Annotated in this window: 9 protein-coding genes; 8 read left to right on the top strand and 1 reads right to left on the bottom strand. The window is 44.6% G+C overall.

What is annotated here, in order from left to right; all coding sequences use genetic code 11:
• Positions 1 to 248: 248 nt before the first annotated feature.
• Positions 249 to 4,967 carry a glutamate synthase large subunit gene (gene gltB / locus ACM0OX_RS12045; RefSeq protein ID WP_414515069.1) on the bottom strand — a complete coding sequence of 1,573 codons (4,719 nt, stop codon included), beginning with the start codon at positions 4,965 to 4,967 and terminating at the stop codon, positions 249 to 251.
• A 1,019-nt stretch (positions 4,968 to 5,986) separates the two neighbouring features.
• Here gltB and ACM0OX_RS12050 point away from each other — a divergent pair.
• The 8 genes from ACM0OX_RS12050 to rpsJ all read left to right on the top strand — a co-directional run bounded on the left by ACM0OX_RS12050 (position 5,987) and on the right by rpsJ (position 14,826).
• Entirely contained in the window at positions 5,987 to 8,053 is a 2,067-nt protein-coding gene (locus ACM0OX_RS12050; protein WP_414515070.1) for a phosphodiester glycosidase family protein, read from the top strand.
• Between the two features lie 253 nt (positions 8,054 to 8,306).
• The gene (locus tag ACM0OX_RS12055; protein WP_099099760.1) at positions 8,307 to 8,726 is read left to right on the top strand and encodes a cupin domain-containing protein; all 420 of its coding nucleotides are present in this window, start codon (positions 8,307 to 8,309) and stop codon (positions 8,724 to 8,726) included.
• A 243-nt stretch (positions 8,727 to 8,969) separates the two neighbouring features.
• Positions 8,970 to 9,293, top strand: coding sequence for a HesB/IscA family protein (locus tag ACM0OX_RS12060; RefSeq protein ID WP_292815805.1), 324 nt, complete (start codon positions 8,970 to 8,972; stop codon positions 9,291 to 9,293).
• A gap of 133 nt (positions 9,294 to 9,426) precedes the next feature.
• On the top strand, positions 9,427 to 9,810 hold the full coding sequence (gene rpsL / locus ACM0OX_RS12065) for a 30S ribosomal protein S12 (protein ID WP_012410236.1): 384 nt from the start codon (positions 9,427 to 9,429) through the stop codon (positions 9,808 to 9,810).
• Positions 9,811 to 10,381: 571 nt separating this feature from the next.
• Entirely contained in the window at positions 10,382 to 10,852 is a 471-nt protein-coding gene (rpsG, locus tag ACM0OX_RS12070) for a 30S ribosomal protein S7 (RefSeq protein WP_069070112.1), read from the top strand.
• 137 nt (positions 10,853 to 10,989) lie between these two features.
• Entirely contained in the window at positions 10,990 to 13,068 is a 2,079-nt protein-coding gene (fusA, locus tag ACM0OX_RS12075; protein WP_414515072.1) for an elongation factor G, read from the top strand.
• A gap of 23 nt (positions 13,069 to 13,091) precedes the next feature.
• On the top strand, positions 13,092 to 14,321 hold the full coding sequence (gene tuf / locus ACM0OX_RS12080) for an elongation factor Tu (RefSeq protein ID WP_118168986.1): 1,230 nt from the start codon (positions 13,092 to 13,094) through the stop codon (positions 14,319 to 14,321).
• 187 nt (positions 14,322 to 14,508) lie between these two features.
• The gene (gene rpsJ / locus ACM0OX_RS12085; protein WP_008232935.1) at positions 14,509 to 14,826 is read left to right on the top strand and encodes a 30S ribosomal protein S10; all 318 of its coding nucleotides are present in this window, start codon (positions 14,509 to 14,511) and stop codon (positions 14,824 to 14,826) included.
• Positions 14,827 to 14,928 lie beyond the last annotated feature (102 nt).

Below are 14,928 nucleotides of genomic sequence, written 5' to 3' on the forward strand. Positions count from 1 at the left end.
GCTAAATACTAAAATTATCTTTTTTGGTTAACATGGTTATTTTTGCGTTCGGTTAGAGACTGATAATTAAGGGCACTCTAGCTGTGAACCAAAAATTTTTTTCAAAGAACGATCGCCCAAATATTGATCCCGTATTGATATTATTACATGACTATTACGAAAGTTTTTTGGTGCTGAAAACCTTATTTTATAAAAAGGCAGGCCTTTTGGCCTGCCTCACAAGATTGAATTTATTTGTTAGAAGTCTCTTAATGACTGCTTACCAAACTTAACTCAGTTGTTTTTTCAGGATTGGCTTCTGGACTATCAGCTTCAGAAGGCGGAACTAACTGCCAGAATTTCGGCAAAAATTCTTGCCAGTTTTGCAGAATTTTCTTCGCCTTTGGTGAACCAGTGCGTTCTGCATGATTTTGGATTAATTCTTGCAGTTGCTTTGCACCTACTTCGGTAATCACGCGCTGTATTTTGACAATTTCCGGGTTGACTAACTCACGAAATGAGTCGTCTTCATCCAAGAAGTATGCCAGTCCACCAGTCATTCCAGCAGCTACGTTACGTCCTACTTTGCCAAGGACAACAATCACACCACCTGTCATGTATTCACAACAGTGATCCCCAGCGCCTTCAATTACTGCGAGGCCTTTGGAGTTTCTCACAGCAAAGCGTTCTCCTGCTAGACCGTTGGCAAATAATATGCCGCCAGTAGCACCATAGAGGCAGGTATTACCAACTATCACGTTTTGTGATGCGTTATAGGTAGCATCAGTTGGAGGTTTGATGATGATTTCACCACCATGCATCCCTTTACCTACATAGTCGTTTGCTTCTCCTTCTAGGCTGAGAATTATGCCTGGGAGGTTGAAAGCACCAAAGCTTTGCCCAACACTACCTGTAAAGTTGAGATTAATTTGTCCTTCAAAGCCACTGTCACCGTACTGGGAAGCGATCGCACCCGCTAATCTTGTACCCACTGTTCTGTCAGTATTGATAATTGGGTAAGTTTTGGTGACAGTAGACTGATCCCTAATAGCAGCCTGAATGTCAGGATCGGCAAGGAACTTATCATCCAAAACCACGCCGTTGCTGTGAACTTCTTCATGCACCAACCAGCTACGATTGTCTTTGCTATCTGGTAGCTGAAGTAAACAGTCCAGATTCAGCGATCGCGTTTTGGCGAGATTTACCTCTGGGCGCAGTTTTAACAAATCTGCACGTCCAACGATTTCTGACAAAGAACGGTAGCCAAGTCGGGCTAACAAACTCCGCACTTCTTCGGCAATGAAGTAGAAGAAGTTGACTACTTGTTCCGGTATTCCCGTAAACCGCTTGCGGAGTTCTTCTTTCTGAGAGGCGACTCCCACGGGGCAATTATTTGTGTGGCAGATCCGCGCCATGATACAGCCTTCAGCAATCATGGCAATGGAACCGAAACCGAATTCTTCACCGCCCATCAATGCACCTATTACCACATCCCAACCACTCTTGAGTCCGCCATCTACGCGTAAAATCACGCGATCGCGCAAGCCATTTTCCATCAAGACGCGATGCACCTCACTTAAACCCAGTTCCCACGGTGAACCAGCATGTTTAATCGAACTGAGTGGCGATGCACCTGTACCACCATCATGTCCAGAAATCTGGATAATATCAGCGTTTGCCTTCGCTACACCAGCCGCGATCGTGCCTATGCCAACTTCTGAAACTAGCTTCACCGACACCTTTGCTTTGGGGTTAATTTGGTGCAGATCAAAAATCAGTTGTGCTAAGTCTTCAATAGAATAAATATCGTGATGCGGTGGTGGCGATATCAGCGTCACACCTGGTTTGGAGCGTCTTAACATCGCAATGTATTGGCTCACCTTGGGCCCTGGCAGTTGCCCACCTTCCCCAGGCTTTGCACCTTGGGCAATTTTGATTTCAATTTGTTTGGCGTTGACTAGGTACTCTGGGGTGACACCAAAGCGTCCCGATGCAACTTGCTTAATGGCACTATAAGCTCGATCGCCATTCCGCAATCCTTTTAAATGAGGTAGGGTTGGCGAGTGACCAGACTCGTCTACATCATCTAAAACTGTGTAGCGGACAGGATCTTCGCCGCCTTCTCCAGAATTTGATTTACCGCCAATGCGGTTCATCGCGATCGCTAAAGTTTCATGGGCTTCTCTTGACAAAGCGCCTAAAGACATGCCACCGGTGCAGAAGCGCTTGACTATTTCATATACCGATTCCACTTCTTCTAGAGGAACTGGGGTGCGTAGCTTGCCGCCGTAGGCATCGCCTTGGAAGTCTAGTAAATCTCGCAAGGCTGTTACTGGTCTGCCTTGGAGGTGCTTTTTATAAACTTCGTAGTGGTCGTAGTTTTTCCCATCTAGAGCCTTATGCAGCGCCTTAACCATTTCGGGGCTATTCATGTGGTACTCGCCGCCAGGACGGTACTGCACAAAGCCCAAGTTTTCTAACTTCTTGGTCGTTAGTTCTGGGAAAGCTTTGACGTGGAAGGAAAGCACTTCATCAGCAAGTTCGGTAACACTCAAACCACCGATGCGGGAAGTCGTCCCACGGAATCCCAGGTCGATTAAATCTCCACCGATGCCAATAGCTTCAAAGATTTGGGCTGCTTGATAGCTAGAAAGCAGAGAAATTCCCATTTTGGAGAGAATTTTCAGCAAACCTGACTCTACTGCTTTGCGATAGTTTCCTAAAGCTTGTTCTAGGGTGAGGGTGGGAATTTTTTGCACACCCATTAACTTTTGAGTTTTGGGATCAGACCACCAATCACGTACCGTATCTAAAGCCATGTACGGGCAAACTGCGCCAGCACCATAGCCAATCAGACAAGCAAAGTGATGGGTACTCCAGCATTGAGCAGTATTGACAATTAGGGATGTTTTCATTCGCAACCCCTCACGAATCAGATGATGATGCACCGCACCCACTGCTAATAGGGGAGGAATGTAGGTATATTCAGTGTTGATACTGTCATTGACCCAATCGCGATCGCTTAATATTAAAATCTTTGCACCTGCTCGGACTGACTCAGCTGCTTGTGCTTGCAAAGATTGCACTGCGGCTTTCAATCCTTCTGGGCCGCTAGCGATCGCAAATAGAGTTGACAACTCAGCCGTGGCAAATCCTGACAGCTTAATCGCCTCTAATTCACCATCAGTTAACACTGGCGATTCGAGTTTCAATCTCCGAGCATATTCTGGCTTAGGTTCTAATAAGTTACCCCGTTCACCCAGTTCGACTTTCAGAGACATCACTAGCTTTTCCCGCAGGGGATCGATCGCTGGGTTCGTCACCTGAGCAAAGCGCTGTTTGAAATAGTCATAAAGCAGGTGGGGCTTTTGTGACAGCACCGCTAAGGGAATATCATCACCCATGCAGAAAGTCGGTTCTGAACCGGCGATCGCCATTGGATGAATCACCATTTCTACATCTTCTGTGGTGTAGCCAAAGGCAGTTTGACGCTGAAGTAAGGTTTGCTTGTCAATTTTGTCAGTTGGACTATGCCCGTTACCATTCTCAGCAGCCAGATGTCCATTACCATTCACATGTGACGACTGACTACTGACAATTTGTTTAAGTTCTTGACGGTGCTGTTGCAGCCATTCTCCATAAGGATGCTGCTTGGCGATGCGCCCCTTAATTTCCCAATTCTTCAGCACTTCATGATTTTCTAAATCCACGGCAATCATTTGCCCTGGGCCGAGTCTACCTTTCTCGACAATATCGGCTTCTGGGAAATCCACCACCCCAGCTTCCGAAGCTACAACAATGTAATCATCTTTGGTGATTGCGTAACGAGCTGGTCTTAAACCATTACGATCTAGAGTTGCACCAACCTTTTTGCCATCGCTGAATACTAAAAGTGCTGGCCCGTCCCAAGCTTCTTGCAAACCACTGTAATATTCGTAAAAATCAACAATTTCGGGAGATTCACGTAAAGAAGGCTGATTTTGGTAAGCCTCTGGAACCATAATCATTAAGGCTTCCAAGGGGGTGCGTCCAGAGCAAACCAGCAATTCCACTACATTGTCTAGAGTGGCTGAGTCGCTGTTATCAATATGAACTAATGGCTTGAGTTCCTGGATGCGATCGCCCCATACAGGATGATTCAGGCTAGCTTCTCGTGCCATCATCCAGTTGATGTTACCCAATAAGGTATTGATTTCGCCGTTGTGACCCAAAAGCCTCATCGGTTGCGCTAGGGGCCACTTGGGCATGGTATTGGTGCTAAAGCGGCGGTGATAAACAGCAAAGGCGCTTTTGTAAGCTGGATTTTTTAAATCCTTATAAAAGCTGCCCAAGACAGCAGAACGCACCATGCCTTTGTAGACAATTGTGCGACTTGACAACGAGCAGATATAAAATTCTTCTGAGATGTTAGTTGCAGCTTTACTAATTCGGCGGCGGGTAATATACAACTGCCGTTCTAATTCATCACCGCTTTTGTCAACAGAAGCTAACAAAACTTGTTCAATTTGGGGTTGATTTTCTCTTGCTTGTACCCCCAGCAAATCAGATTCCACTGGCACTACTCGCCAACCCAATACAATTAATTTCTCTTCAGCAGCTACTTGCTCAACAGTCACCCTCGCTTGTTGTGCAGCTTGCTGGTCTTGTGGTAGAAATATCATCCCCACAGCTATGCGATCGCTAGATGGAAATTCCTCCCCCTTTTGGGCAAAGTCTTGTTGGAACAACTCCCAAGGTATTGCTGTCAATACTCCAGCACCATCACCAGAGTCGCGATCGGCGCTACAACCTCCCCGGTGTTCTAAACAGGTTAAAGCAGCTAAGGCTTTTTCGACAATTTCGTGGCTGGTATAATTTTGGCGATGAGCAATAAAACCTACACCACAGGCATCTCGTTCCTCTACTAACCACTTTTGCCCCTGATAGGTATCTCTTGAGTTGATATTCGCTGTGATTTTCTGGCCTTGATTCATCGGTTTATTATTCATACCCTGTTCCTGAAGTATTGAGTTACCAATTTTGCCACTACATTGTGGGAAAAAATTTCTAAATTCAGCGATGGAAAAATATATAAGCACCGAAATTTAGGGAAAAAAAATTTTAACTTCGGTTTTACTTTATCAGTTCCCCCGTGTTAAAATAATTGCGTATTTTTATGTGTTTATGCGGTGTTAGACAACTTACCTCCGCCAAGACATTATTTTTGCCCTGACAGTTTCTTTTTTATATTTTGAAGCTAAGTATTTTTTCAATTTCTTTTTCCAGATGCACGCTAGCTACTCATGGAGCCTATATCGGCTCACCTGAAACAAAACTAAAACTGAACGCTGCACTATTTTTTAAAGCCACAACCCAGATAATTCGTAATTGCTCGTGACAATCAAGAACTCACTCTAACCAGTCGCGTTGCGTTTCTGAGAGAAGCTATGCTAAAAGCTTTACGCTACGCTACCTTAATTCGTGGTTGCAATCAGTGAGGGGTTCTACCCTCCATTGCCTTGTTAACCATTGAATTAAAAATTGAGTCCGATCTGGTGTACCTTTTTAATTACGAATTACGAATTACGAATTAGTAATTATTTGGTTATCCCGATCCAGCAATAAAATCAGCGTATTACAATATATACCCATTTGACAATTCCCAAATATTTTTGTTGTTGTCTAGAATTTTGCCGCTTACCAGTTGCCGCATGTATTACTATTAACTAGACATTACTGAAGTAATAACAGTAGCAACCTTCAGTTAGGATTAAATATCTTAATCCAATTTTGATAACCAAAACTACCGTATATAGTGTGGTTAGAATTAGTGAGAGTTAAAAAGCTTGATTGCAGTGGCTTTAGCGTCTAAATAAATTAATGTGTGTCTAAAAGAGATAACTAGCCAATATATAGATTATCATATTTATTCAAAAATAAAGTCATGTTTCCTTTATATTTCCAAATAATTGGTTAGTTTAAAGCTTGGGTAATAGTTTTCCAAAGTACCTAGTAAATTATGGTAAAAATGCCGAATTGTTGCCAATCAGAGATTAGCGATGGCTACGCCCGCCGCAGGCATCGCAAGTTTTTTCGGGCTACTGTGTCATCAATACTTTTGACAGCACTGTGCTTAACTACCACCTATACTACCAACGCCCAGGAGTCCCCAAAAACCACCAAATCAACACCCAGGTTAATATCACAGTCACCCGCACCTCCTTTACCAGGTGTGGCATCCTCTGGTAATCAAATTTCCCTCAATGGTCGTACTTTACCAGGAACTTGGTTACAGCGACCTGGAAAATCTGGACAGGTGACAACTCATCTCAGTGACGGGGCATTCAGGCAATTAATTGGAGTAAATTTCTTAAACAGTAGTAATTCAGCGAAGCAACCAATACAGTGGTTTTCGCCGATGACAAAGCCACAGGTGTTAGCCACTAGGCTACTAGGAGCATATCGCTATCTGGATATCACTAATTTTGCTCAAACATCTGGCTGGCAAATCCAAGCTAATGGCAACATTTTGGTGATTGCTACCCCAAAAACACAAATAACAAATATTGTTCAGAGCCAGGAACCTCCAGAAGCGAGTGCCCCTTTGCAACAGTCTCGGATTCTTGTCGATTTAGATCGTCCTACTCCCTGGCAGGTTGCACAAGGGTCAGCGATCGCCAAACCGCAAACTCCATCTTCCGATCCAGACACGCCAACCCCCAAACCCACTACACCGCCAAATAGACAGTGGACAATTACTCTCGATGGAATCGCCGATCCCGTTTTGATAGAACGCTATACTCCCCAGCCACCAGCAGCACCGACAGCACCACCAACATTGCTGCCAAACTTGCTCAAACAATTATTACCAGTTACACCAACACAACCAATACCAGCAGCACCAGCCCCAACCCCTGAACCACTGATTCAAAAAGTGGAGGTGGTGAAAAACCAAACCATTATTAGTCTAAGCGTTCCCTTTGGTCTATTGCCTCAAGTTACTACTGTAGATAACCCCAATCGCCTGATTATCAATATTCGACCCGATCCTCTAGAAGAACGGGATATTACTTGGGCCCCAGGATTGCGTTGGCGACAACATTATGTCAACTTAGGCACAGAGCGTTTTCCTGTAGTCTGGTTAGAAGTTAATCCTCGCAAATTTGGACTAACCTTGAAACCTATGTGGGCTAGTCCTGATGGACTTGCGGGTACTGCTCCCATAATTCAAACAGCCCAACGTTACTTAGCAGTAGCAGGAATTAATGGTGGTTATTTTAACCGTAATAATAGATTGCCATTGGGTGCGATTCGTCGAGATAGTCAATGGTTATCAGGCCCCATTCTTAACCGAGGTGCGATCGCTTGGAATGATTCAGGCCAATTTTACTTCGGTCGTCTCACTTTAGAAGAAACTTTAATTACAGCAAATGACCAGCGCCTACCAATTCTGTTTCTCAACAGTGGTTACGTCCAGAGTGGCATTGCTCGTTACACTTCAGCTTGGGGATCAACTTACACGCCCCTGACAGATAACGAAATTATCTTAGTGGTAGAAAAAGACCAAATTACTAATCAGTTACCAGGCGGCAAAGTTGGTGCGACAGCGGTTCCGATTCCCCAGGATGGCTACCTGCTAACTTTACGCGCTAACGCTACTACTGCTGCCTCTCAGCTACCTATTGGAAGCGCAGTAAGTATTTCCAGCACCACTACTCCAGCTGATTTTAGTCGTTATACCCACATTATCGGTGCTGGGCCGCTATTACTCCAAAATCGTCAAATTGTCCTTGATGCCAAAGGTGAAAAATTCAGCAATGCCTTTATTGCCGAAAAGGCTATTCGCAGCGGTATTTGCACAACGCCAACAGGCACACTAATGATTACTGCCACACATAATCGTGTCGGTGGTTATGGGCCTAATTTGGCAGAACATGCTCAATTGATGCAACAGATGGGCTGTGTAGATGCCCTAAATTTGGACGGTGGTAGTTCTACCAGCCTTTATTTAGGAGGACAACTACTCGATCGATCGCCCAGTACCGCTGCTCGTGTTCATAACGGAATTGGTATTTTCCTGCAACCACGAAAATGAAGCAATAGGGAAAAACTCAATCCCCAATCCCAGTCACTTTTTAAAGCTTAGAATAAGCTGTCATTTTGCTTGATGAAGACTTGGTGTAGACATCAGAATTTTAGTAGTAATGGTTTACACCATAAGGTTTGATTTTGCTATGTTTATCAAAGTGCGACAAAATTGCTGATTTTCAAGGTTGCAAGATAGCGCCAGATTTTTTATCAATAATTAAGAGTATCAACGGTTTGTTATGTCTTCAAATGAGGTAACTATGGCTCGATATCAAGAAACTACACAGACTGAAACTCTACACCTCCCTCCAACCATAACTTCCAGGGGCGTTGCTGCAACTGAATTACGTCCTTGGGGTGCTTTTACAGTTTTGGAAGAAGGGCGCGGATACAAAATTAAGCGCATCGAAGTTAAGCCTGGACACCGCCTCAGTCTACAAATGCACCATCACCGCAGCGAACATTGGATTGTCGTCTCTGGTACAGCTAGAGTAGTTTGTGGTGAGAAAGAAGTACTACTGAGCAATAATGAATCAACCTATGTACCTCAATGTACATCTCATCGTTTAGAGAATCCTGGCGTGATCCCCTTGGTATTGATTGAAGTTCAAAATGGCGAATACTTGGGAGAAGATGATATCATTCGCTACCAAGATGACTATGCTCGTACCAAAGATTAAAACCAAAAGAACGCTATTAAAGCTTTAATCCCAAAGCTAATTTGTGTAAACCGTCTTTGTAAACGAACTACTACACCCCAGAAGTCCCTACCTAGTCAAGGTGGGGACTGAAGCATGTTAGTGTTATAAATGTAGTAATAGCGATCGCGCTCAAGCCTTTGGTGATTTGGAATTTTGCACAAGCAAGGGTCAACCTATCTGTAAAATGGAAGATGGGGTATTCAATTGCAAAAAACGAGTTCCATGATTCATCTGAGTCAAGCAGCCGTAAGTGAGATTGGGCGAATAAAGTCCAAGCAAACAAATGTCTTGTTTCGATTGGCAGTAAAACCAGGTGGTTGTTCCGGGTTCTTTTATGATATGTCCTTCGATGAAGCAATAAAAGTTGACGACCAGGTTTTCGACTTGGATGAGATTCAAGTGGTCATAGATGCCGCAAGCTTAAATTACCTTAACGGTTTGAGAGTTGATTATTCAGAAGACTTAATGGGTGGTGGTTTTCGATTCCACAATCCCCAAGCGATCGCTACCTGTGGCTGTGGCAATTCCTTCTCCTTGAGTCCTTAATGATTGAACAATTAGTCAAAAAACAGATGTTTGATCGCTAAGGAAAAATAGCAATTGACATAAAGCCGTAAAAAAAGATATAATCAGGATTTGTTAAAACTTAGACCATAAGCAGCTTTACGCGCTGTAACTCATGCCAACAATACAGCAGCTAATACGAAATGAGCGCGAACAAGCGCGTCAGAAAACCAAGTCCCCGGCTCTGAAACAATGTCCCCAACGTCGGGGAGTTTGTACCAGAGTCTACACGACCACACCAAAAAAGCCTAACTCAGCCCTACGTAAAGTAGCAAGAGTCAGACTTACTTCTGGATTTGAAGTCACAGCTTACATTCCAGGCATTGGTCACAACTTACAAGAACACTCAGTTGTGATGATTCGTGGCGGTCGGGTTAAGGATCTACCAGGCGTGAGATACCACATTATCCGTGGCACCCTAGATACAGCCGGAGTCAAAGACCGCAAGCAAGGCCGTTCCAAGTATGGAACCAAGCGTCCTAAAGAAGCGAAAAAATAGGATTAGGCGATTGATCGTGTTCGATGCGATTAATCGTCTACCTTAAAAAAGCTGAAGGGCAAAAGAAGGATCGCCGTCTTTGTTCTAACAGTAGTTATGAAGGCTGCTAAAGTCTGTTTCAAAAAATCAAGCAAGCTACATCTACACTAAGCGAGCAAGTGTAGATGTTCTGAAGAGAAAGCTGTAACTGACAGCGAATTTCTCATCTGAACATTAAAGTTTATAATCTTGTCGCCTTGAGTATTTAGTTGCAGGTAGCAAGTCAAGCAATTTTAGATTTTAGACTTCGGCTACGCTGAGTCGAACGATTTGCGATTTTGGATTGGTCAAACCCACAAGGGAATTAGGCTTACAGACTTTTGATTTGTTCAGATCCTTGCGATCGGAATATATACCGAAAACTTTTAATCCAAAATCAAAAATCAAAAATCAAAAATTGGCAGTAAATAAGTCAGCCTTGCTGCAACGGTCGAAAAAATTGAGGAAGTCTGAGGGTTGGGTTGTACCGCTTTTAGTTTCCGGTGTCTGATAGCATATAATTTCGTTGCCAATTCCGAATTAAAGGTGAAGTATGTCTCGTCGTGGTGTTATTCAAAGGCGCCCAGTTCCGTCTGACTCCGTATATAACAGTCGCCTTGTGAGCATGATTATCAGACGGATCATGCGTCATGGCAAAAAATCACTTGCCGCACGCATTGTTTATGATGCATTAAAAACTATTGAAGAACGCACTGGTGCTGGTGCCTTAGAAACCTTTGAAAGAGCAGTGCGAAATGCCACGCCTTTAGTAGAAGTAAAGGCTCGGCGAGTTGGTGGAGCAACCTACCAAGTACCAATGGAAGTGCGTACAGAACGGGGCACTACTTTAGCACTGCGTTGGTTAGTGCAATATTCCCGGTCAAGACCAGGCCGGACAATGGCCAGCAAATTGGCAAATGAGTTAATGGATGCTGCCAACGAAACTGGCAATGCCATTCGCAAACGCGAAGAAACACACCGGATGGCGGAAGCTAACAAAGCATTCGCACATTATCGTTACTAAGTAAATAAGCGATATATCGCCTTGCCAAAGCGGTATATCGTAGATTTACAAAAAAAGACGGTTTTCCGTAAAAGTATAGAATCTTAACAAAGAGTAATATACAAGATATCATGAGGCAAAAACTATAGGAGGTAGCTGTGGCACGCACGATCCCGCTAGAGAAAGTACGCAACATTGGTATTGCGGCGCATATAGATGCGGGCAAAACAACAACAACAGAGAGAATATTATTTTACTCTGGGATAATTCATAAAATTGGCGAAGTTCATGAAGGAACTGCCGTCACAGACTGGATGGAGCAGGAGCGGGAACGGGGAATTACCATTACTGCCGCTGCTATTAGTACCAGCTGGAAAGATCATCAAATTAACATTATCGATACTCCGGGTCACGTAGACTTCACAATTGAAGTTGAGCGTTCCATGCGCGTGTTGGATGGTGTAATCGCAGTATTTTGTTCTGTGGGTGGCGTGCAACCGCAGTCTGAGACAGTGTGGCGGCAAGCAGAGCGCTACAAAGTTCCTCGGATAGCCTTTATCAACAAGATGGATCGCACCGGAGCGAACTTTTATAAAGTTCACGAGCAAATCCGCGATCGCCTGCGGGCAAATGCGATCGCCATTCAACTACCAATTGGTAGTGAAAATGACTTCCGAGGTATCGTTGACCTAGTACGGCAACGTGCGTATATTTACGCTAATGACCAAGGAACTGATATTCAGGAAACTGATATCCCAGAAGAACTACAAGCGCAGGTAGACGAATTCCGTACCAAGCTAATAGAAGCCGCGGCAGAAACCGATGATGCTCTGATGGCTAAGTACTTCGATGGCGAAGAACTTACAGAACAGGAAGTTCGCACTGCCCTGCGTAAAGGCACAATTGCGGGGACAATTGTACCAGTCCTTTGCGGTTCGGCATTCAAAAACAAAGGCGTACAGTTGATGCTGGATGCCGTTGTAGATTACTTGCCAGCGCCAAGTGAAGTACCGCCAATTCAAGGCTTACTGCCGAATGGCGATACTGTTGAGCGGCGGGCTGATGACAACGAACCCCTAGCAGCTCTGGCATTCAAGATTATGGCTGACCCTTACGGTCGCCTGACATTTGTTCGCGTTTATTCTGGTGTCCTGAAAAAGGGCAGCTACGTTCTCAACGCTAGTAAGAATAAAAAAGAACGAATTTCCCGCTTAGTTCTAATGAAGGCAGACGATCGGCAAGATGTCGATGAACTGCGAGCGGGTGATTTGGGAGCAGCTTTGGGATTGAAAGACACTTTGACAGGTGACACTCTCTGTGATGATGCATCGCCAGTAATTCTGGAATCCCTATTCATCCCTGAGCCTGTAATCTCGGTGGCGGTTGAACCCAAAACCAAGAACGACATGGACAAGTTGTCCAAGGCTCTGCAATCTCTCTCAGAAGAAGACCCCACCTTCCGTGTCCGCGTCGATCCGGAAACAAACCAAACCGTGATCGCGGGGATGGGAGAGCTACACCTAGAAATTCTAGTAGACCGGATGTTACGAGAATTTAAAGTGGAAGCGAATGTAGGTGCGCCACAAGTAGCTTACCGAGAAACAATTCGGAAAGCTGTGAATAAAGTTGAGGGCAAATTTATTCGCCAAAGTGGTGGTAAAGGTCAATATGGTCACGTTGTGATCAATTTGGAGCCTGGAGACCCCGGTACTGGCTTTGAGTTCGTCTCCAAAATTGCTGGCGGTTCAGTACCTAAAGAGTATGTTGGCCCCGCAGAACAAGGAATGAAAGAAAGCTGCGAATCCGGTGTTCTAGCTGGATATCCATTGATTGACGTTAAAGCAACGCTAATTGATGGGTCATACCACGATGTGGACTCTTCGGAAATGGCTTTCAAAATCGCTGGTTCAATGGCAATGAAAGAGGCTGTGCTGAAAGCTTCACCTGTCCTTTTAGAGCCTATGATGAAAGTTGAGGTTGAAGTTCCTGAAGACTATATCGGGAACGTCATTGGCGACCTCATTGCTCGCCGAGGGCAAATTGAAAGTCAAAGCACCGAACAGGGACTTGCTAAGGTCGCATCCAAAGTTCCACTGGCGACCATGTTTGGCTACGCCACTGATATCCGGTCAAAGACGCAAGGTCGGGGTATCTTCACGATGGAGTTCAGCCACTACGAAGAGGTGCCTCGCAGCGTAGCTGAAACTATCATTGCAAAAAGCAAAGGGAACGCTTAGTTAAAATAAGGAAATGAGCATTCATGGCACGCGCAAAGTTTGAAAGGAATAAACCCCACATTAATATCGGTACAGTTGGCCACGTTGACCACGGTAAAACTACCTTGACAGCAGCCATCACCCTGACATTGGCAGCTCTTGGTCAAGCTGTAGCTAAGGGCTACGACCAAATTGATAATGCCCCAGAAGAAAAGGCACGGGGTATTACCATCAATACTGCTCACGTAGAGTATGAAACCGAAAGTCGGCATTATGCTCACGTAGACTGTCCAGGACACGCTGACTATGTGAAGAACATGATCACCGGTGCTGCCCAAATGGACGGAGGTATCCTCGTAGTTGCTGCTACCGATGGCCCTATGCCCCAAACCCGCGAACACATCCTGTTGGCAAAACAGGTAGGCGTTCCCAGTCTGGTTGTCTTCTTGAACAAAGAAGATTTGATGGATGACCCAGAACTCTTGGAACTAGTAGAACTAGAACTGAGAGAACTGTTAAGCAGCTATGATTTCCCTGGCGATGATATCCCCATTATCAAAGGCTCTGGTCTGCAAGCTCTGGAAGCAATGACCAAGAATCCCAAGACCAAACGCGGTGAAAATCCGTGGGTAGACAAAATCTATGAACTGATGGATGCTGTAGATTCTTACATCCCCACTCCTGAGCGGGATGTTGATAAACCCTTCCTAATGGCTGTAGAAGACGTGTTCTCAATTACAGGTCGTGGTACTGTTGCCACCGGTCGGATTGAGCGGGGTGTAGTCAAAGTTGGCGATAACGTTGAACTAGTGGGTATCAGAGATACTCGCGCTACAACCGTAACTGGTATTGAGATGTTCAAGAAGAGTCTCGACCAAGGTATGGCTGGGGATAACGCTGGCGTACTACTCCGGGGTATCCAGAAGGCTGATATTGAACGGGGTATGGTTATCGCTAAACCTGGTTCGATTAAACCTCACAATGAATTTGAAGGTGAGGTTTATGTCTTAACAGAAAAAGAAGGTGGTCGTAAGACTCCATTTTTCGCTGGCTACCGCCCCCAGTTCTACGTGCGGACAACTGATGTAACTGGTACCATCAAAGCCTACACTTCCGATGAAGGCAAAGAAGTAGAAATGGTGATGCCAGGCGATCGCATCAAGATGACAGTAGAATTGATCAACGCGATTGCTATTGAACAAGGAATGCGCTTCGCTATTCGCGAAGGTGGTCGCACCATTGGTGCAGGTGTCGTCTCCAAAATTATCAAGTAGCAAGCACCTTTTTGCTCATAACAAAGGAGCAGAGATGGTATTTATTTTGCCTCTCTGCTCCTTTCTCTTCCCTCTATAAATAAGGTAATAGGTTACAGGGGACAGGTGATAGTTTTCTGTAACCGATAACTTGTAACCGTTAACCTGTAAATACTCCCCTAATTACGCAGAACCTGGAAAACTAAAGATGGCAACTCTACAGCAGCAGAAGATTAGAATTCGCTTACAAGCTTTTGACCGACGCCTATTAGATACATCTTGCGAGAAGATTGTAGACACAGCTAACCGCACCAACGCTACAGCTATAGGCCCAATTCCTTTACCAACAAAACGCCGGATCTATTGTGTGCTGCGATCGCCTCACGTAGATAAAGATTCACGGGAGCACTTTGAAACCCGTACTCATCGTCGGATTATTGACATTTACCAGCCCTCCTCTAAGACTATTGATGCCCTGATGAAATTGGATCTACCATCGGGTGTAGATATTGAAGTCAAACTTTAATTTAGTCATTAGTCATTGGTCATTTGTCATTAGCAAAGGACGAAGGACAAAGAACATTAGTATGAATATTTACACAGCCCTGAAGAAATATATCTCAGGGCT

The organism is Nostoc sp. PCC 9305, from assembly GCF_963920915.1.
GTDB lineage: Bacteria > Cyanobacteriota > Cyanobacteriia > Cyanobacteriales > Nostocaceae > Nostoc.

Bases quoted from the DNA above. Each gene is read 5' to 3' on its own strand.
- gltB (WP_414515069.1), bottom strand. From the start codon at position 4,967: ATGAATAATAAACCGATGAATCAAGGCCAGAAAATCACAGCGAATATC.
- ACM0OX_RS12050 (WP_414515070.1), top strand. From the start codon at position 5,987: ATGCCGAATTGTTGCCAATCAGAGATTAGCGATGGCTACGCCCGCCGC.
- ACM0OX_RS12055 (WP_099099760.1), top strand. From the start codon at position 8,307: ATGGCTCGATATCAAGAAACTACACAGACTGAAACTCTACACCTCCCT.
- ACM0OX_RS12060 (WP_292815805.1), top strand. From the start codon at position 8,970: ATGATTCATCTGAGTCAAGCAGCCGTAAGTGAGATTGGGCGAATAAAG.
- rpsL (WP_012410236.1), top strand. From the start codon at position 9,427: ATGCCAACAATACAGCAGCTAATACGAAATGAGCGCGAACAAGCGCGT.
- rpsG (WP_069070112.1), top strand. From the start codon at position 10,382: ATGTCTCGTCGTGGTGTTATTCAAAGGCGCCCAGTTCCGTCTGACTCC.
- tuf (WP_118168986.1), top strand. From the start codon at position 13,092: ATGGCACGCGCAAAGTTTGAAAGGAATAAACCCCACATTAATATCGGT.
- rpsJ (WP_008232935.1), top strand. From the start codon at position 14,509: ATGGCAACTCTACAGCAGCAGAAGATTAGAATTCGCTTACAAGCTTTT.